Here is an 18,982-nt window from a genome sequence, read left to right as displayed (position 1 = left end):
TCCTAAGCAGGCCGGCGGGAGCCGACCAGTGAGGAATGGCGATAAAACGCATCGAATTCATTGCGCCAGGGCATCGGCCAGGTGCTGGCGTACCTCGGCGTAGGGGTAGGCCTCCAGGGTGCCGAAGGCCGGCAGGTTGCGGGCCTTTAGGCGGGTGAGCACCGGGGTGGCGATGCCGCAGAGCAGGCGCGTGAGGCAATCGACGCTGGGCGCGCGGCCCTTGGCCTCGCGGTAACGCTCGATGAAGGCCTGGCAGCGGCCGAACAGGTCCTGCCCGGCCAGGGGGCTCAGCGGGGCCGGCGGCGGCAGCACGGCCACCTGGCCGGCGCACACCGAGCAGTGGCCGCAGGCGGCAGGGGCGGCCTGGTCGCCGAAGTAGCGGGCCAGCCGGGCGCTGAGGCAGGTGTCGCTGGCAAACAGCGCGAGCATGGCCTGTATGCGGGCGATCTCGCTGTCTTCCTGCTGGCGGAAGTAGCGGTAGAGCTCATCGGCCAGGGCCTCGGCGTCGAAGTCGGGCTGGCGCAGGGCGTAGACCTCGGTCATCTGCTTGCTCTCCAGCTCGATCCAGCCGCGCTCCTGGAAGAAGTCCAGGGCCTTCACGGCCCGCGCGCGCTCGGCGGCGTGGTCGCGGTAGAGCCGGTCGAAGTCCACGGTGCACCAGGTACGCGCGCGGGTGGAGCTGTCCACCAGGGCCTGGACGAACTGCCGGCGCTCGCCCTCGAAGCGCGCCAGAAGCGCCTCGGGCTCGATCAGGTACTTGAAGCGGTATTCGGCGAAGTAGGCGAACAGCGGGGCGATCAGGCCGCGCAGCTCCAGTTGCACCAGCAGGGTCTTCAGCGGCAGCGGGCGGATGTTGCTCTGCTCGGAGAGGGCGCCGGCCATCAGCTCCCAGCGCCCGTCGGGGCCGGTGGCGCTGCGCAGTTCCTGCAGCACCTCGGCGATGCCGTCGCGCTCGGGGGTGTCGCCGTAGACGAAGTTCTCCAGCACGTTGAGGCCGTCGCGGTTGGCCAGCACCAGGCATTCCGAGGGGTGGCCGTCGCGGCCGGCACGGCCGATCTCCTGGCTGTAGTTTTCCACCGACTTGGGCAGGTCGTAGTGCACCACCAGGCGGATGTCGGCCTTGTCGATGCCCATGCCGAAGGCGATGGTGGCGACCATCAGGTTCACCTCGCCGCTCATGAAGCGCCGCTGCAGGCCCTCGCGCACGCTGTGCTCGAGGCCGGCGTGGTAGGCGCAGGCGTCGATGCCCTGGCGGGTGAGGTGGGTGGCCAGCTCCTCGGCGGTCTTCTGCTGGGTGACGTAGACGATGCCGGGCTTGCCGGGCCGGGCCCGCAGCCAGTCCGCCAGGTAGCGGCGGCGCTGCTCGCCGGCCACGGGCTCAACCTGCAGGTGCAGGTTGGGCCGGTAGAAGCCGGTGGTGACCACGTCGGCGGAGTCGATGGCGAACTTGCGCTGCATGTCGGCGATCACCGCCGGGGTGGCCGTGGCGGTGAGCAGCAGCACCTGGGGGATGCCGAACTCGCGCTGGTAGTCCGGCAGCTTGAGGTAGTCGGGGCGGAAGTTGTGGCCCCACTCGGAGATGCAGTGGGCCTCGTCCACCACCAGCAGGGAGATTGGCACCTGCTGGATGAAGTGACGGAAGCGTTCGTTCTTCAGCCGCTCCACCGAGATCATCAGGATCTTCAGCTCGCCGCTGCGGGCGCGGGCCATGACGTCGGCAGCCTCTTCGCGGCTCTGGGCCGAGTCGATGCTGGCGGCGGCGATGCCGTGGGCGTGGAGGAAGGCCAACTGGTCCTGCATCAGCGCCAGCAGCGGTGACACCACCAGGGTCAGGTGCGGCAGATGCAGTGCGGGCAACTGGTAGCACAGCGATTTGCCGGAGCCGGTGGGGAAGATCGCCGCGGCCGAGCGGCCGGCCAGCACGGCGCTGACGGCGGCTTCCTGGCCGGGGCGGAAACGGTCGTAGCCGAAGACGCGGGCGAGGGTGGCGAGGGGCATGGCGTCACTCCGTTGTGAGGGCTGGGGATGATGGACTATCTGTGGGGGGGTGTTGGGCCGAGGGGCAACCCGCTGGTACCCGCCCTGTGGCCACGGCCAGGCTGGTTATCGCGTTTTGCGGATGTCTTCTGTTTCGCCCCGCCGGGCGAGTCTCTTTTCTCAATCGCCCAGAAAAGTAACCAAAAGGGCTCGCCCCTGCATCCGGGTCCCGCTTCGCGGGACTTCCCTCGCTCCGTCGCCGCTACGGGGGCCAGCGCGATGGGCCATCCCTGGCCTGGCGCGCCTCTCGCGGCATCCATGCCGCTCGTCCCCCTGCGCAACGACTGCGCTCGGCCTCCTGAAGGGGCAGGTTCCCCGCCCCACCATCCTGGTCAGGTTTGGCTCCGGAGCGCGCTTCTATGCTGTGTAGATCGGGCAAGTCTATAGGGACACGAAAAATGAAAAAGCCGCCCGTAGGCGGCTTCTTCGTACAACGGGTCCCTTACAGCTTGGGACCGGCGTTGCGGATGGCGTCGGAGACGTCGAACTTCTTGAAGTTCTCGACGAATTTCTCGGCCAGGGCCTTGGCGGCCGCGTCGTAGGCGGCCTTGTCAGCCCAGGTGTTGCGCGGGTTGAGCAGCTCGGTCTCGACGCCCGGAACGGCTTTCGGCACGTCCAGGTTGATGATGTCCAGGTGCTCGGTTTCGGCACCGATCAGTGCGCCGCTCTGGATGGCTGCGATCACGCCACGGGTGGTGGGGATGCTGAAGCGCTTGCCGACGCCGTAGCCACCGCCGGTCCAGCCGGTGTTGACCAGGTACACCTTGGAGCCGAAGCCCTGGATGCGCTTGATCAGCAGTTCGGCGTACTCACCGGCCGGGCGCGGGAAGAAGGGGGCGCCGAAGCAGGTGGAGAAGGTGGACTTGATGCCGCCGCCGGAGCCCATTTCGGTGGAGCCGACCAGGGCGGTGTAGCCGGACAGGAAGTGGTAGGCCGCCTGTTCGTTGTTGAGGATGGAGACGGGCGGCAGTACGCCGGTCAGGTCGCAGGTCAGGAAGATGACCGCGTTCGGCTCGCCGGCACGGTTGGCTTCGACGCGCTTTTCCACCAGGTGCAGCGGGTAGGCGGCACGGGTGTTCTGGGTCAGGCTGTCGTCGCTGTAGTCGGGCAGGCGGGTTTCCGGGTTGAGCACGACGTTTTCCAGCACGGCACCGAACTGGATGGCTTTCCAGATCACCGGCTCGTTCTTCTCGGACAGGTCGATGCATTTGGCGTAGCAGCCGCCTTCGACGTTGAACACGGTGCCCACGCCCCAGCCGTGCTCGTCGTCACCGATCAGGTAACGGCTCGGGTCGGCGGAGAGGGTGGTCTTGCCGGTGCCGGACAGGCCGAAGAACAGGGTGGTGTCGCCGTCTTCGCCGACGTTGGCGGCGCAGTGCATCGGCAGCACGTCTTTTTCCGGCAGCAGGAAGTTCTGCACGGAGAACATGGCCTTCTTCATCTCGCCGGCGTAGCGCATGCCGGCGATCAGGACTTTCTTGGCGGCGAAGTTGAGGATCACGCAACCGTCGGAGTTGGTGCCGTCACGCTCGGGCTCGCAGACGAAGTTCGGGGCGTTGATGATCTGCCATTCCTGGCGGCCCTGCGGGTTGTACTGCTCGGGGTTGATGAACAGGCAGCGGCCGAACAGGTTGTGCCAGGCGGTCTCGGTGGTCATCTTGACGGCCAGGTAGTGCTCGGGGTCGGCACCGACGTGTACGTGGGAGACGAAGCGCTCGCGTTCGGTCACATAGGCTTCGACACGGGCCCACAGTGCATCGAACTTGTCCGCCGGGAAGGGACGGTTGATGGCGCCCCAGGCGATCTTGGCGTCGGTGCTCGGCTCCTGGACGATGAAGCGGTCAGCCGGAGAACGGCCGGTGCGATGGCCGGTCTGCACGACCAGCGAACCGTTGGCGGCCAGTTCACCTTCGCCACGGCGGATGGCTTCTTCCACCAGTTGCGCGGCGCTGATGTCGGTGTACACGGCTTTATTGGCTTGCGTCATGTGGTTCCCCGTCGGCCAGAGGCCGAGTCCTCCAATGCGAAATGTAGTGAGCCTTGCGACCCGCTACAGCGAAAAAAGTGCGCCGGATTATGCCAGAGGAAACCGGGCGATTGCGAGATGACTGGACGTAAGGCACGCCCCGCCTGGGGTCCAGGCGAAATCGGGGGGCGCTGGAAGGGTTCTCCGTGACCACTGGTCGGGGGCCGAAAGGCCGCTACAAGACTTGAATCGCATCCGCCGGTCACGTTCCGGACCGCAGCCGCTGAAGCGACGATGCAGCGGGGGCCCCGGCGACATATCCACAGGGGCGTCCTCGCTACAAATGGGTAGCAGCCTTACGAATTCCGCCGAGGGGTGCTCAGTGGCGGGTTTGCGACGGCGCGTGGCTGCCGCCACCGGCGAAGAGCTGGGCTACGTCGGCGGCGTCGAAGCGGTAGCGCTGGTTGCAGAACTGGCAGTCGATCACCACGGCGCCGCCCTGTTCCTCCACCAGTGCCTCGGCGTCGGCCTGGCCGAGGCTGACCAGGGCGTTGGCCGAGCGCTCCCGCGAGCAACTGCAGTGGAAGCGCAGCGGGCGGGGGTCGAACAGGCGCACGGTCTCTTCGTGGAACAGGCGGTGCAGCACGGTTTCGTTGTCCAGCCCCAGCAGCTCCTCGGCGGTGAGGGTGTCGGCCAGCGTGGTCAGGTGCTGCCAACTGGCGGCTCGGGCTTCCGGGTCCTTCTGGCGGTCGGCGGGCAGGGCCTGCAGCAGCAGGCCACGGGCGTTGCGACCGTCTGCGTTGAGCCAGAAGCGAGTCGGCAACTGTTCGGAGTTGGCGAAGTAGGTGGACAGGCACTCGGCCAGGTTGGCGCCTTCGAGGGTGACGATGCCCTGGTAGCGCTGGCCCTGGCGCGGGTCCACGGTGAGGGTCAGCACGCCCTCTGGCATCAGTTGCTGGAGGTCGGCGCCGGGGCTGATCTGCTCGGCGTGGTAGCGGGCGATGCCGCGGATCTCGCGCTCGCTGGAACATTCCACCATCAGCAGTGGCACGGCGCCGCTGGAGCGTGCCTGCAGCACCAGCAGGCCGTCGAACTTCAGGGTACCCACCAGCAGGGCGGCAGCGGCGAGGATCTCGCCCAGCAACTGGGCCACCGGTTCCGGGTAGGGGTGCTTGGCCAGGACGTGGGTGTAGCTCTCGCCGAGGGACACCATTTCACCGCGCACGTCGGTGTCGTCGAAGAGGAAGCGCTGGGTATTGTCGGAAATCGGCATGGGGGGCAACCACAAGAAGGTGACAGATCGGTGACGTCGCACTATAAAGCGCGCCATTCCGCTGCCCGCGATAGATGAGGATGGGAATTTTATGGAGAAACCAATGCGTGTCCAAGCCTCCTGGCGATGGCCGGCCCTGGTCGGGCTGCACCTGCTGGCGGCCCTGGTACTGGCCAGTTGGCTGTGGCCGGCCACCCGTGAGCTCTGGGACCTGGCCGATGCTGCTGTCTACCGGGCGCTGAACGGCTCCCTCGAGGGTCGCCCGGTGTGGATGGCTTTCTGGGCCTTCGCCAGCACCCGCCTGTTCGACATCCTCGCCGGCGGCCTGATGCTGGCGCTGCTGATCCGCCAGGACTGGACCTTCCGTCGCCATGAGCTGCGCCCGGCGCTGTTCACCTTCCTTGCCCTGCTGGCGATGTTGCTGGTGGTGCGCTCGCTGTTCACCAAGATCGGCGTGCACTTCGGCTGGCAGCACGCGAGCCCCTCGGTGGTGCTGGGCGGTATCCAACTGAGCGACCAGTTCCCGCTGCTGGAAAGCGTGTTCGAGGTGAAGGACCGCTCCAGCCGCAGCTTCCCGGGGGACCACGCCTCGGTGCTGATGCTCTGGGGCCTGTTCATGGCGATCTTCGCCCGTGGCTGGGCGCGTGTGACCGTGCTGGCCATCGCCACGGCGCTGATGCTGCCGCGCCTGGTGGCCGGCGCCCACTGGCTGACGGACGATGTGGTCGGTGGCCTGGTGATCACCCTGGTGGTCATCGCCTGGGGCTTCTGCACCCCGGCCGGCAGCCACCTGGCGTACCTGCTGCAGTGGCTGGCCAGCCCGGCGCTGCGCCTGGGCGGCTACATCCCGCTGGTGAACCGCCTGGCGCTGCTGGACACCAAGCGCCTGCGCTGACCTATTCGGCGGCGCCGCGCAGGGAATGGATCTGCCGGCGCTGCTTCTTGGTGGGCCGTCCGTCGGTCTGCACCCCCAGGGCCCCGGCCTTGCGCAGGGCCGCTGCCTCTTCCCGGCGGGCAATGCTGTCGGCCGTTTCCTCGTACAGCGCCTGGGCCTCCGGCGCGCCCCGGCGCACCACCGACAGGGCGCGGACCACCACGGTGCGTTCGTCGAAGCCGGTGCGGATCACGTACTCGTCGCCGATACGTGGCTCCTTGCCCGGCTTGCAGCGCTCGCCCCGGTGATGGACCTTGCCGCCCTCGATGGCCTCCTTGGCCAGGGCGCGGGTCTTGTAGAAGCGCGCGGCCCAGAGCCACTTGTCCAGGCGCACCTTGTCGTCGTCTTTCTCGCGCATCGTTGCTTTCCCTCCGGGGCGCCCTGCGGGCGCCCGCACATCGTCGGCCGGTGGCGGATGCAGTTGTCACGCGGCCCATCTAGAATGCCGGCAACTCTACCGGAATCCCCACCGTGAAGACCTTCGATCACCTCTCCGTGGTCGGCCTGCGTGAATGGATCGCCCTGCCGGAACTCGGCATGGTCGGTCTGCGAGCGAAGGTCGACACCGGGGCAAGTACCTCCAGCCTGCACGCCAGCGACATCGTGCCCTTCGAGCGCGATGGCGAGTGCTGGGTGCGCTTCACCGCGCACCTGGGCACCCTGGTGCAGCGGCGCCACCGCTGCGAGGCGCGACTGGTCTCGGTGCGCACTATCAAGAGTTCCAACGGCCAGGCCCAGAGCCGCTATGTCATCAGCACCACTGTGGTGCTGGGTGATCGCGCCTGGCCCATCGAATTCACCCTGGCCTGCCGCAAGACCATGCGCTACCGCGTGCTCATCGGCTCCAAGGCCCTGGTGGACGGGCAACTGGTGGTCAACCCCGCCCTCAGCTACGTACAGGACAAGCCGACCCTGCCGGCGTTCGACTCCCTCCCAGGTGCCCAATGAAGATTGCCGTGCTGTCGCGCAACCCGCGTCTGTATTCGACCCGTCGTCTGGTGGAGGCCGGCCAGCAGCGCGGTCACGAGATGGTGGTGATCGACACCCTGCGGGCCTACATGAACATCGCCAGCCACAAGCCGCAGATCCACTACCGTGGCCGCGCGCTGGAGGGCTTCGACGCGGTGATCCCGCGCATCGGTGCCTCGGTCACCTTCTACGGCTGCGCGGTGCTGCGGCAGTTCGAGATGATGGGCGTGTGCCCGCTCAACGAGTCCGTGGCCATCACCCGCTCCCGCGACAAACTGCGCTCCCTGCAACTGCTCGCGCGCAAGGGCATCGGCCTGCCGGTGACCGGCTTCGCCCACTCGCCGGACGACATCCCCGATCTGATCCGCATGGTCAACGGCGCTCCGCTGGTCATCAAGGTGCTGGAAGGCACCCAGGGCATCGGCGTGGTGCTGTGCGAGACGGAGAAGGCCGCCGAGTCGGTGATCGAGGCCTTCATGGGGCTGAAGCAGAACATCATGGTGCAGGAGTACATCCGCGAAGCCGGCGGTGCCGACATCCGCTGCTTCGTGGTGGGTGACAAGGTGATCGCCGCCATGAAGCGCCAGGCCAAGCCCGGCGAATTCCGCTCCAACCTGCACCGGGGCGGCACCGCCAGCCTGATCAAGATCACCCCGGAGGAGCGCATGACGGCGATCCGCGCCGCCAAGGTCATGGGCCTGTCGGTGGCCGGGGTGGACATCCTGCGTTCCAACCACGGCCCGCTGGTGATGGAGGTGAACTCCTCGCCGGGTCTGGAAGGTATCGAGACCACCACCGGCAAGGACGTCGCCGGCATCATCATCCAGCACCTGGAGAAAAACGCCGGCCCCAACCTCACCCGCACCAAGGGCAAGGGCTGAGGCCCGTCTCCCTGCTCCTCAGACCGAATCGGCCAGGGCGCGCTCGCGGTGCTGCACCCAGGCCAGGAAGGCCGGCCCGTCCAGCGGCGGGCTGATGTGGAAGCCCTGGCCCAGGGCGCAGCCCAACTGACGCAGGGACTGGTACTGGCCGTCCGCCTCGATGCCTTCGGCCACGCATTCCAGCCCCAGGTTGCGGCCGATGGCGAGGATGGTCTCCACCAGCGCAGCGTCGCTGCCCTCGCGCTCCAGCCCCTCGACGAAGCTGCGGTCGATCTTCAGCCGGTCCAGCGGCAGGCGCTTGAGGTAGATCAGCGAGGAGTAACCGGTGCCGAAATCGTCGATGGCAAAGCGCACCCCCAGCCGTTTCAGCTCCAGCATGGCGGCGATGCAGCGCTCCACGTCCTCCATCAGGCTGCCTTCGGTGATCTCCAGCTCCAGCGCATGGGCCGGCACGCCGTGGCGCTGCAGGCAGGCGCTGACCCGGGCGACGAAGTCCGGCTGGCGCAGGTCGCGGGGGCTGATGTTGATCGCCAGCACCAGGGCGGGCCGGTGTGGCAGCCACTGGGCGAGGTGGGCGCAGGCCTGGTCCAGCACCCAGTTGCCCAGTTCGAGGATCAGCCCGGTTTCCTCCGCCAGGGGGATGAACTGCGACGGTGACACCACGCCCCGGCTGGGCGTGCACCAGCGCAGCAGCGCCTCGGCGCCCACCACCTGGCCGCCGGCCAGCTCCAGTTGCGGCTGGAACTGGAGGAACAACTGGTTCCGCGCCAGGGCCTGGCGCAGCTCGCTCTGCAACTGCAGGCGCTGGTCGATGGCGGCCTGCATGGCCGGGGCAAAGAAGTGCAGCGCGTTGCGCCCGCCCTGCTTGGCCCGGTACATGGCGGTGTCGGCCTGCTTGAGCACGTCGGCGGCGCCCTGGCGCTCGAAGGGGTGCAGGGCGATGCCGATGCTGGCGCTGACCGCCAGCTCATGCTCGCCGATGCGGTAGCTGCCGCGCAGGCTCTGCAGCAGTTTGGCGCCCACTTCGGCGGCGTGCTCGGCGGCGCCGTCGGCATCCGGCGCCAGGGCTTCCAGCAACACCACGAACTCGTCGCCGCCCAGCCGCGCCAGGGTGTCCTCGGCGCGCAGGCAGCCGGCCAGGCGCGCGGTCACCTCGCGCAGCAGGGCATCGCCCACCGGGTGGCCGAGGCTGTCGTTGACGGTCTTGAAGTGGTCCAGGTCGATGAACAGCAGCGCGCCGAAGCGCCCGTCGCGGCCCTCGCGGGCCATGGCGTGCTGCAGGCGGTCCAGCAGCAGGCGGCGGTTGGGCAGGCCGGTGAGTTCGTCGCTGTAGGCCAGGCGTTCGATCTCGCGCTGGTAGCGCTGACGTTCGGAGATGTCGGTGATGCTCAGGCGGATCAGTTGCCGATCGCGTCCCGGCAGGCGCACCAGGCGCACCTCGCAGGGGCGTATGCGCCCGGCGAAGTCACGCATCAGCCATTCGAACAGTGGCGTCTCGCCGGCCAGGGCGGCGCGGGCGTGGGTGCGGCCGACTTCCTGGGAGCTGCGCCCGTCGGCCTGGTGGGGCGGGCTGAAACTGTCGGGCATGCGGCCGAGCAATTGCTCGCGGGGCAGGCCGTAGAGCCGTGCGGCGTTCTCGTTGGCGTCGGTGATGCCGTGTTCCGGGTCGAACACCAGGATCGCCTCGGGGGCGTGCTCCACCAGCACGCGGTAGCGGTCCTCCGCCTCGCGCCGGGCGCTGACGTCTTCCACCAGGATCAGCAGGGCATACAGCTTGCCCTCGGCGTCACGCACGCCGCGAACGTTGACCCGGGTGTCCACCACACTGCCGCTTGGCCGCAGGAAGCGCTTGTCCAGCTCGTAGCCGTCCCGCAGGCCCTGGCGCAGTTCCACCAGCAGTTCGTCTTCCTGGGGGCGGTCATCCGGGTGGGTGATGCTCATCCAGTCTCGCCCCTGCAATTGCTCGCGGGAGCGCCCGAGGATGCTGCACAGCTTGAAGTTCACTTCCTGCCAGCCCTGTTCCGGCGAGCACAGGGCCATGCCCATCAGCGGGGCCTCGAAGAACAGGTGCAGGTGCTCGTCGCGCTCGCGCTGGCGGCGTTCGGTGCGCTTCTGCTCGGTGAGGTCCTGCACTGCGCCGTAGATGCGCATCACCTGGTCGCCGTCGCATTCGGCCAGGCCCTTGAAGCGCAGGGTGCGCGGGATGCCCTTGGCACTGGTGATGTGCAGCTCCAGGTCGAAGGGGGTACCGGTTTCCAGCACCCGCTGCAGGGTGGCTTCGGCCTGTTGGCGGCTGGCGGCGTCGAAGAAGTCCAGCACCTGTTCGAAACTGGGCGCACCGTCGGCGGGGTCGAGGTCGAAGATGCGGAAGGTGCCTTCGCTCCAGAACAGCGTGCGTGCCGGCAGTTGCAGCACCCAGCCGCCCAGGTCGGCGATGGCCTCGGTCTGGCTCAGCAGGTGGGTCTGGCGCAGCAGCTCCTCGCGGCGCATGGCCAGCTCCTCGGCCAGCAGCTCGCGGGTGCTGACGTCGTGCTGCAGGGCGACGAAGTGGCTGATGCCCTCGCCGTCGCGCATCGGCGCCAGGGTCACCTCGTTCCAGAACAGGCTGCCGTCCTTGCGGTAGTTGCGCAGGATCACCTGGGTCGGTTCGCCCTGCTCGATGGCAGTGCGCAGGCGTTGCAGGGCGGACTGGTTGCGGTCGTGCCCGACGAGGAAGCGGCAGTTGCGGCCGATTGCATCCTCGCGGCGGTAGCCGGTGATGCGCTCGAAGGCGCTGTTGCAGTAGATCAGCGGGAAGTCGGGGTCGCGGGCGTCGGCGATGGTGACGCCCAGCGGCGTCGCCTCCATGGCCAGGCTGGCCATGGCCAGCTCGCGTTGCATCTCGGCGCGTCGCCGCAGGTTAAGGCGCAGGTCGCTGAGGCTGCGGCCCACCAGCAGGGCGGAGACCATCAACAGCAGCACGCTGAACTGCAGCTCGTTGCGCCGCGTCTCCAGCCACTGGCTGGCGTCGCCGAGCTCGCGCAGGGCCGGCAGCGCCAGCACGCTGATGGTGGTGACCACGGCACCCCAGAGTGCGCCGCTGAAACCCCAGCCCAGGGCCAGGCTGAGGATCGCCAGGCCGATCACCGGCAGGGTCATGGGCAGTGGCATCACCGCCATCAGCAACGGCAGCGCCACTGCCGGCAGCAGCAGGACGGGCCACGGCGGCAGGCGGCGGATGGCCTCCGGCAGCGGCTCGTAGACGCCGAGCGCCCAGCCGTTGCGACGCAGCCAGGGGGTGCCGTAGACCAGCAGCGGCAGACTCAGCACCAGGGTGGTGAGGCTGTCGCCCAGCCACATCTCCAGGCTGGCCAGCAGCCAGGCTTCGTGGGTGATGACGCCGGTGGCCAGCAGGTTGCCCTGAACGCCGAGGCTGACCAGGGTCACCGGCACCAGCACGCCCAGCAGCATGAAGCGCAGCAGGCTGGCGAAGTCCGGCAGGCCGGCCTCGGCCTGGTGGCGGCGCAACAACAGCCAGGCGGCGCCTATGGAGAGGGTCTCGGGCAGGGCGTAGAGCGGCGCCAGGCGCCAGTCCAGCCCCCACAGCGGGATGCTTGCCAGGGCGTTGAGGTAGACGCTGGCCAGCACCCGGGGGCCCCACCAGAGGGTGAGCACCAGGCCGAGGGCGAATGGCAGGTACCAGAGCGCGACACCGCCGGAAACCTGGGTGCCCAGCGACATCCAGGTGGCCAGGTGCAGCAGGGGCAAGGGCACCCACCAGGTCCATCGGGGCGCAAGGGCGTGGGCGTCGGGCATGGGGGCCTCTTGTCGACGCAGGGCTGGGCAGGGTTCAGGGCGCCTAGAGTACGTGGATCAGGGCAAAGTGACACTATCGAAATGAGCGCCGTTGCGGCGCGTCGACAGAAGGCAGGCAAGCCCCGGGCCGGCCAGGCGACCCGGGGCTTGCAGCAGCGATGGGGTCAGGCTGCGTCGCGGGGCAGCAGCAGGCCCAGGGGCAGGCAGACGCGGGCTTCCAGGCCGCCGCCGGAGCGGTTGCGCAGCTCGACGCTGCCGCCGTGCTGGGCCGCGATACGCTTGACGATGGCCAGGCCCAGGCCGGTGCCTTTGCCACCCCGGGCGCGGTCGCCACGGATGAAGGGGTTGAAGATGTCGCCCAGCTCGGCCGGGTCGATGCCCTGGCCGCGGTCCAGCACGCTCAGCACCACGTAGGGGGCGCTGTGGTCACCGGCCACATAGGCCGCCACTTCCACGCCGTCGTTGGCATAGCGCAGGGCGTTCTCGATGAGGTTGGTGAGCAGGCGCTTCATCGACACCCGGCGCAGCGGCACCAGCGGCACCGGCTCCAGGCAGAGGCGTACCTGTTCCTCCTGCTGGTTGTAGGGCGCCACCACTTCACGCACCAGCTCGCCCAGGTCCATTTCCTCCACGCGCTCATCGCGGCCGTCGCGGATGAAGGCGAGGAACTGATCGAGGATGGCGTCCATGTCCTCGATGTCGCGGACCATGTCCTCGGTCAGTTCCGAATCGGCGCTCATCAGCTCCAGGGACAGCCGCAGGCGGGTCAGCGGCGTGCGCAGGTCGTGGGAGACGCCGGCCAGCATCAGCTCGCGCTCGCGGGCGGCCTGCTCGACGTCTTCGGCCATCTGGTTGAAGGCGCGGTACACCTCGGTCATCTCGCTGGGCGTGTCGCTCACCGGCAGGCGCACGCTGCGGCCCTGGCCAAGGTGGCGGGCGGCGAACACCAGGCGCTTGAGCGGGGCATTGAGCTGGCGCACGAAGATCCAGGCGGCGGCGGTGGACAGCAGGCCGATGCCGAGGAACCAGCCGAGCACGCTCCAGATGCGCTGACCGCGCAGCGGGTGCGGGTAGAGCGGGATGCGCACCCAGTCCGGGCCGAGGCTGGGGGCGTGAACCCAGAGCGCCGGCGGGCTTTTGGCACGCAGGCGCACTTCGGTCTGCGGGCCCAGTTCGGTCTGCATCTGCCGCTCGAAGATTTCACTGTAGGGCCAATGCTGCTCGGTAGGCGGGACCTCGTCCTGGACCACCCGGGCCAGGCCGGCGGCGCGCGCCAGTTGTTCGCGCTCGCCCTCGCTGGCGGCCCAGTAGGCACGCAGGGTCAGCGCCGCGCCGTGGCTGTACTGGCGGTCCACCAGCACGTCCTCGTTCATCATCAGGTACACCAGGGTCAGCGCCTTGGAGAACAGCACGACGATGAGCACCAGCCAGAGGGTGCGGGAGAAGAAGCTCTGCGGGAACCAGTAGGGCGTTTTCATGGGGGGGCGGTTGCCGGGAGCAGGGGTGCCGCGCGGGGCGCGCGCGGCGGGAAGGGTCACTTGTTGCCGTCCGGCACGAAGACGTAGCCGACGCCCCAGACGGTCTGGATGTAGCGCGGCTTGGACGGGTCTGGCTCGATCAGTCGGCGCAGGCGCGAGATCTGCACGTCGATGGAGCGCTCCAGGGCGTCCCATTCACGGCCACGGGCCAGGTTCATCAGCTTGTCGCGGGTCAGCGGTTCGCGGGCGTGCTGGACCAGGGCCTTGAGCACGGCGAACTCGCCAGTGGTGAGCATGTGCACGTCATCGCCGCGCTTGAGCTCGCGGGTGGCCAGGGACAGCTCGTACTCGCCGAAGCTGACCACTTCGTCCTCGCTGGACGGCGCGCCCGGCACCTGAGGCGCCTGGCGGCGCAGCACGGCCTTGACCCGTGCCAGCAGCTCGCGCGGATTGAAGGGCTTGGCCAGGTAGTCGTCGGCGCCCAGCTCCAGGCCCTGGATGCGGCTGGATTCGTCGCCCTTGGCGGTGAGCATGATGATCGGCACCTGGTTGTTCGCGGCGCGAAGGCGGCGGCAGGCGGAGAGGCCGTCCTCGCCGGGCAGCATCAGGTCCAGCACCAGCAGGTGGAAGAGCTCGCGGGCCAGCAGGCGGTCCATCTGCTCGACGTTTTCCACCGCGCGCACGCGGTAGCCCTGTTCCTCGAAGAAGCGTTCGAGCAGACGGCGCAGGCGCGCGTCGTCGTCGACGATCAGGATCTTTTCACCCTCGGCGTTGGGGATGCTGCTCATGGTCACTCCAGATTCTTCGGCGCGGCATTATCGCTCAGGCCACCGGTGCGGCGGCCCGTCCATTGTTAGCAGATTTTTCCCCCAACGGTTCCCTGGCCGGCGCGGGCCGGTGTTTATAATGCGCCGCTCTTTTGCCCGGCCGGGCCTTGCCGGCCGGTTCTTCCGTTGCTTACAGGTGTGTTTTCTCTCAATGGACAGCATCAACAACCGTATCGCTGAAGAGCTGGGTGTACGCCCGCAGCAAGTCGCCGCCGCCGTTGCCCTGCTCGACGAGGGCTCCACCGTGCCCTTCATCGCCCGTTACCGGAAGGAAGTCACCGGCAGCCTGGACGACACCCAGCTGCGCACCCTGGAAGAGCGCCTGCGCTACCTGCGCGAGATGGAGGACCGCCGCGGCGCGATCCTCGCCAGCATCGAGGAACAGGGCAAGCTGACCCCGGAGCTGGCCCGCGAGATCAAGCTGGCCGACACCAAGACCCGCCTCGAAGACCTCTACCTCCCCTACAAGCAGAAGCGCCGCACCAAGGGCCAGATCGCCCTGGAAGCCGGCCTGGGCGAGCTGGCCGATGCGCTGTTCGCCGACCCGAGCCTGGCCCCGGAGGCCGAGGCCGCGCGCTTCATCGATGCCGAGAAAGGCTTCGCCGACACCAAGGCCGTGCTGGAAGGCGCCAAGTACATCCTCATGGAGCGCTTCGCCGAGGACGCCACCCTGCTGGCCAGCCTGCGCAGCTACCTCAAGGACAACGCCACCCTGTCCGCCCGCCTGGTGGCCGGCAAGGAGCAGGAAGGCGCCAAGTTCAGCGACTACTTCGAGCACGACGAAGCCCTCAAGGGTGTGCCGTCCCACCGTGCCCTGGCGATCTTCCGCGGGCGCAACGAGGGCGTACTGAGCATCGCCCTGAAGGTGGGCGAGGAGCTGCCAGGCACCCTGCACCCCTGCGAGGTGATGATCGGCGAGCGCTTCGGCGTGAAGGACCAGGGTCGCGCCGCCGACAAGTGGCTGGGCGAGGTGGTGCGCTGGACCTGGAAGGTCAAGCTCTACACCCACCTGGAGACCGACCTGCTGGGCGAGCTGCGCGAAGCCGCCGAGACCGAGGCGATCAACGTCTTCGCCCGCAACCTTCACGACCTGCTGCTGGCTGCCCCGGCCGGCCCGCGTTGCACCCTGGGCCTGGACCCGGGCCTGCGCACCGGCTGCAAGGTGGCCGTGGTGGATGCCACCGGCAAGCTGCTGGACACCGCCACCGTCTACCCCCACGTGCCCCACAACAAGTGGGACGAGACCCTGGCCACCCTCGGCAAGCTCTGCGCCAAGCACGGCGTCGAGCTGATCGCCATCGGCAACGGCACCGCCAGCCGCGAGACCGACAAGCTGGCCGGTGAGCTGGTGCGCAAGCTGCCGGGCCTGAAGCTCACCAAGATCATGGTCAGCGAGGCCGGCGCCTCGGTGTACTCCGCCTCGGAGCTGGCGGCCAAGGAATTCCCTGAGCTGGACGTGTCCCTGCGTGGCGCCGTCTCCATCGCCCGCCGCCTGCAGGACCCGCTGGCCGAACTGGTGAAGATCGACCCGAAATCCATCGGCGTCGGCCAGTACCAGCACGACGTCTCCCAGTTGCAGCTGGCGCGCAGCCTGGATGCCGTGGTCGAGGACTGCGTGAACGCCGTCGGCGTGGACGTGAACACCGCCTCCGCCGCCCTGCTGGCGCGCATCTCCGGCCTCAACAGCACCCTGGCGCAGAACATCGTCACCTACCGTGACGCCAACGGCGCGTTCAAGACCCGCGACGAGCTGAAGAAGGTCAGCCGCCTCGGCGAGAAGACCTTCGAGCAGGCCGCCGGCTTCCTCCGCGTGATGAACGGCGACAACCCGCTGGACGCCTCGGCGGTGCACCCGGAGACCTACCCGCTGGTGCAGCGCATCGCCGCCGACACCGGCCGCGACATCCGCACCCTGATCGGCGACTCGGGCTTCCTCAAGCGCCTGGACCCGGCCAAGTTCACCGACGAGACCTTCGGCCTGCCCACCGTCACCGACATCCTCAAGGAGCTGGACAAGCCCGGCCGCGACCCCCGCCCCGAGTTCAAGACCGCCGAGTTCCAGGACGGCGTCGAGAGCCTCAAGGACCTCAAGCCCGGCATGGTGCTGGAAGGCGTGGTCACCAACGTCACCAACTTCGGCGCCTTCGTCGACATCGGCGTCCACCAGGACGGCCTGGTGCACATCTCCGCGCTGTCGGAGAAGTTCGTGAAGGACCCTTACGAAGTGGTCAAGGCCGGCGACATCGTCAAGGTCAAGGTCATGGAAGTGGACATCCCACGTAACCGCGTCGGCCTGTCCATGCGCATGAGCGACACCCCCGGCGAGAAGGTCGAGGGCCCGCGTGGCGGCGGTCGTCCCCAGGGCGGCCAGCGTCCCGATCGGGGTGCCCCGCGCCAGCAGCAGGCGGCCCCGGCGAACAACGCCATGGCCTCGCTGTTCGCCAACGCCAAGCAGATCAAGAAGAAGTAAGGCCATGGCACTCGATGACCCGCAGGCCGCCAGCGCCTTCAGCCGGCTGCTCGGCATCGAAGCGGTGAGCCTCGGCGACGGTGTCGCCGAGGCCCGCCTGCCCATGGGCGAGCACCTGCGCAACCGGGGCCAGGTGATGCACGGCGGGGCGATCTTCACCCTGCTGGACATCGCCATGGGCCTGGCCTGCACCAGCGTCCACGGCTTCGACCGGCGCAGCGCCACCATCGAATGCAAGATCAACTACATCCGCCCCGTGGCCGATGGCGAGATCACCTGCCGGGCCCGCGTGCTGCACGCCGGCTCGCGCACCCTGGTGGTCGAGGCCGACGTGCAGCAGGGCGACAAGCTGGTCGCCAAGGGACAAGGCACCTTCGCCCAGTTGTAAGCGCCAGGACGGCGACGCTCTATTCTGGACGAAGCGACAACGCAGTCATGTCCGCCCCTTGTAGACCGATCAGTCCACCCTCATATTGGGGCGACTGTCCACTGGGACCCACAGGATTCCAAATTGAGCGACCTTCTCTCCCGCCGCCTGGCGCTGCTTGGCGAGCGAGCCAACCTGTCCCTGCTGACCCAGTGCCTGCACGGCATCGAGCGTGAATGCCTGCGCGTCGACCCACGTGGCCAACTGGCCCTGACCGACCACCCGGTGGCCCTGGGCTCGGCCCTGACCCACGGGCAGATCACCACCGACTACTCCGAGTCGCTGCTCGAATTCATCACCCCCACCGAGCACGACCCCGCCGCCACCCTCGACGACCTCGACCGCATCCACCGCTTCACCTACCAGAAGCTGGACGGCGAATACCTGTGGAGCGCCTCCATGCCCGGCCGCCTACCGAGCGAGGAGGCCATCCCCATCGCCCGCTACGGCAGCTCGCCCATCGGCCGGCTGAAGTACGTCTACCGGCGTGGCCTGGCGGTGCGCTACGGCAAGACCATGCAGTGCATCGCCGGCATCCACTACAACTTCTCCCTGCCCGAGGCGCTGTGGCCGCTGCTCAAGGCGGCCGAGGGCGATACCCAGAGCGCGCGCGACTACCAGTCGGCGCGCTACATTGCCCTGATCCGCAACTTCCGCCGCTACAGCTGGCTGCTGATGTACCTGTTCGGCGCCGCCCCGGCACTGGACGAAAACTTCCTGCGTGGCCGTCCCCACGACCTCGACCGCCTCGACGCCGACACCCTCTACCTGCCCTGGGCCACCAGCCTGCGGATGAGCGACCTGGGCTATCAGAACAACGCCCAGGCCGGCCTGACGCCCTGCTACAACAGCCTCGACAGCTACCTGTCGAGCCTGCGCCAGGCCGTCTCCACGCCGTACCCGCCCTATGCCGAAATCGGCACCAAGCAGAACGGCGAGTGGGTGCAGTTGAACACCAACGTCATCCAGATCGAGAACGAGTACTACTCCTCGATCCGTCCCAAGCGCGTCACCTACACCGGCGAACGCCCGATCCAGGCGCTGATGGCCCGTGGCGTGCAGTACATCGAAGTGCGCTGCCTGGACATCAACCCCTTCCTGCCGCTGGGCATCGACCTCGCCGAGTCGCGCTTCCTCGACGCCTTCCTGCTCTACTGCGCCCTGGCTGACAGCCCGCCCATGGCCGGTGACGAGTGCCACGCCTGCACCGACAACTTCCAGCGGGTGGTCAAGGAAGGCCGCCGCCCGGGCCTGCGCCTGCAGCGTCCGGACGGCGAGATCGGCCTGGTGGAATGGGCCGGCGAACTGCTGGAACGCATCGCCCAGACCGCCGCCCTGCTGGACCGCGCCCAGAGTGGCGAGGCCCACGCCCAGGCCCTGGCCGAACAGCGCCGCAAGGTCGAAGACCCGTCCCTGACGCCGTCGGCCCAGGTGCTGGCGGAGCTGCGAGAACGCGGCGAGAGCTTCAGCCAGTTCGCCCTGCGCCAGAGCGAGGCCCATGCCCGCGCGTTCCGCGAGCGCCCGCTGGAGGTCGCCGACGTGCAGCGCTTCGAGGCCATGGCCCAGTCCTCGCTGGAAGAGCAGGCGCGCCTGGAAGCCGAGCCTGAAGGAGACTTCGACACCTTCGTCGCCGCCTACCAGGCCAGCATCCTCGGGCTGCTGAGCAACTGAGTGCCGCTGTCAAGCTGAGTCTTCTGAGCCGAGGATAAGGATGGGGTTATCCACAGCCGCTCTGAAACTGGCGAGCGCTCGCTGCTCCCTGTGGACGAATCGGCCAGCCCAGCCAGCCACTGATTAGCGGGTCGCTCCAAGGTAAATGCCATTGATGGCGGTGTATGCGCACAGCGCTATCGGAAGCGCCTGATGGAATCCCCCTAATACAAACAGTCAGTCTCCGTCCTCCCAGTTCCAAAGGACGGAGCACA

The 18,982-nt window shown here is 68.3% G+C and carries 13 protein-coding genes; 6 read left to right on the top strand and 7 right to left on the bottom strand.

Translation table 11 applies throughout. The features are described from left to right. Nucleotides 1-57: 57 nt before the first annotated feature. The 3 genes from A7D27_RS22580 to hslO form a co-directional block, all read right to left on the bottom strand. Nucleotides 58-1,998: an ATP-dependent DNA helicase RecQ gene (locus tag A7D27_RS22580; protein ID WP_069560021.1), complete on the bottom strand. Its 1,941-nt coding sequence runs from the start codon at nucleotides 1,996-1,998 to the stop codon at nucleotides 58-60. A gap of 481 nt (nucleotides 1,999-2,479) precedes the next feature. Beyond that, nucleotides 2,480-4,024 (bottom strand): phosphoenolpyruvate carboxykinase, encoded by a 1,545-nt coding sequence (locus A7D27_RS22575; protein ID WP_069560020.1) that lies wholly within the window; start codon nucleotides 4,022-4,024, stop codon nucleotides 2,480-2,482. 358 nt (nucleotides 4,025-4,382) lie between these two features. Next, entirely contained in the window at nucleotides 4,383-5,276 is an 894-nt protein-coding gene (hslO, locus tag A7D27_RS22570) for an Hsp33 family molecular chaperone HslO (RefSeq protein ID WP_069560019.1), read from the bottom strand. Between the two features lie 103 nt (nucleotides 5,277-5,379). Here hslO and A7D27_RS22565 point away from each other — a divergent pair, with 103 nt between their 5' ends. Next, nucleotides 5,380-6,171 (top strand): phosphatase PAP2 family protein, encoded by a 792-nt coding sequence (locus A7D27_RS22565; RefSeq protein ID WP_083265741.1) that lies wholly within the window; start codon nucleotides 5,380-5,382, stop codon nucleotides 6,169-6,171. Nucleotide 6,172: 1 nt separating this feature from the next. Here the strand turns inward: A7D27_RS22565 and A7D27_RS22560 are convergent, their stop codons facing one another. Further along, the gene (locus tag A7D27_RS22560) at nucleotides 6,173-6,568 is read right to left on the bottom strand and encodes an RNA-binding S4 domain-containing protein (RefSeq protein WP_069560017.1); all 396 of its coding nucleotides are present in this window, start codon (nucleotides 6,566-6,568) and stop codon (nucleotides 6,173-6,175) included. A 179-nt stretch (nucleotides 6,569-6,747) separates the two neighbouring features. Between A7D27_RS22560 and A7D27_RS22555 the strand changes: the two genes are divergently transcribed. Together A7D27_RS22555 and rimK are read left to right on the top strand one after the other, a co-directional pair. Then, on the top strand, nucleotides 6,748-7,158 hold the full coding sequence (locus tag A7D27_RS22555) for an ATP-dependent zinc protease (protein WP_371914829.1): 411 nt from the start codon (nucleotides 6,748-6,750) through the stop codon (nucleotides 7,156-7,158). Further along, nucleotides 7,155-8,060, top strand: coding sequence for a 30S ribosomal protein S6--L-glutamate ligase (rimK, locus tag A7D27_RS22550; RefSeq protein WP_069566154.1), 906 nt, complete (start codon nucleotides 7,155-7,157; stop codon nucleotides 8,058-8,060). Before A7D27_RS22555 ends, rimK begins: the two co-directional genes overlap by 4 nt. Before the next feature lie 18 nt (nucleotides 8,061-8,078). On the opposite strand, the gene A7D27_RS22545 is transcribed toward rimK, so the two are convergent. The 3 genes from A7D27_RS22545 to ompR form a co-directional block, all read right to left on the bottom strand. Then, nucleotides 8,079-11,855 carry an EAL domain-containing protein gene (locus tag A7D27_RS22545; protein ID WP_069566153.1) on the bottom strand — a complete coding sequence of 1,259 codons (3,777 nt, stop codon included), beginning with the start codon at nucleotides 11,853-11,855 and terminating at the stop codon, nucleotides 8,079-8,081. Nucleotides 11,856-12,019: 164 nt separating this feature from the next. Next, a complete protein-coding gene (locus tag A7D27_RS22540; RefSeq protein ID WP_069560047.1) occupies nucleotides 12,020-13,333 on the bottom strand; it encodes an ATP-binding protein in 1,314 nt (437 codons plus the stop codon). Between the two features lie 56 nt (nucleotides 13,334-13,389). Beyond that, nucleotides 13,390-14,121, bottom strand: coding sequence for a two-component system response regulator OmpR (gene ompR / locus A7D27_RS22535; RefSeq protein ID WP_069566152.1), 732 nt, complete (start codon nucleotides 14,119-14,121; stop codon nucleotides 13,390-13,392). Nucleotides 14,122-14,311: 190 nt separating this feature from the next. On the opposite strand from ompR, the gene A7D27_RS22530 reads away from it, so the two are divergent. The 3 genes from A7D27_RS22530 (at nucleotide 14,312) to gshA (ending at nucleotide 18,728) form a co-directional block, all read left to right on the top strand. Further along, nucleotides 14,312-16,630, top strand: a complete 2,319-nt coding sequence (locus A7D27_RS22530) for a Tex family protein (protein WP_069560013.1) — start codon at nucleotides 14,312-14,314, stop codon at nucleotides 16,628-16,630. 4 nt (nucleotides 16,631-16,634) lie between these two features. Beyond that, on the top strand, nucleotides 16,635-17,018 hold the full coding sequence (locus A7D27_RS22525; protein ID WP_069566151.1) for a PaaI family thioesterase: 384 nt from the start codon (nucleotides 16,635-16,637) through the stop codon (nucleotides 17,016-17,018). A gap of 123 nt (nucleotides 17,019-17,141) precedes the next feature. Then, on the top strand, nucleotides 17,142-18,728 hold the full coding sequence (gene gshA, locus A7D27_RS22520; protein ID WP_069566150.1) for a glutamate--cysteine ligase: 1,587 nt from the start codon (nucleotides 17,142-17,144) through the stop codon (nucleotides 18,726-18,728). The last annotated feature ends 254 nt before the right edge of the window (nucleotides 18,729-18,982 follow it).

The organism is Pseudomonas sp. 1D4 (assembly GCF_001728925.1).
In the GTDB taxonomy this organism is placed as follows: Bacteria; Pseudomonadota; Gammaproteobacteria; order Pseudomonadales; family Pseudomonadaceae; genus Metapseudomonas; species Metapseudomonas otitidis.
Note: the sequence above shows the minus strand (reverse complement) of the source record. Positions and strands in the feature narration are given on the sequence as shown.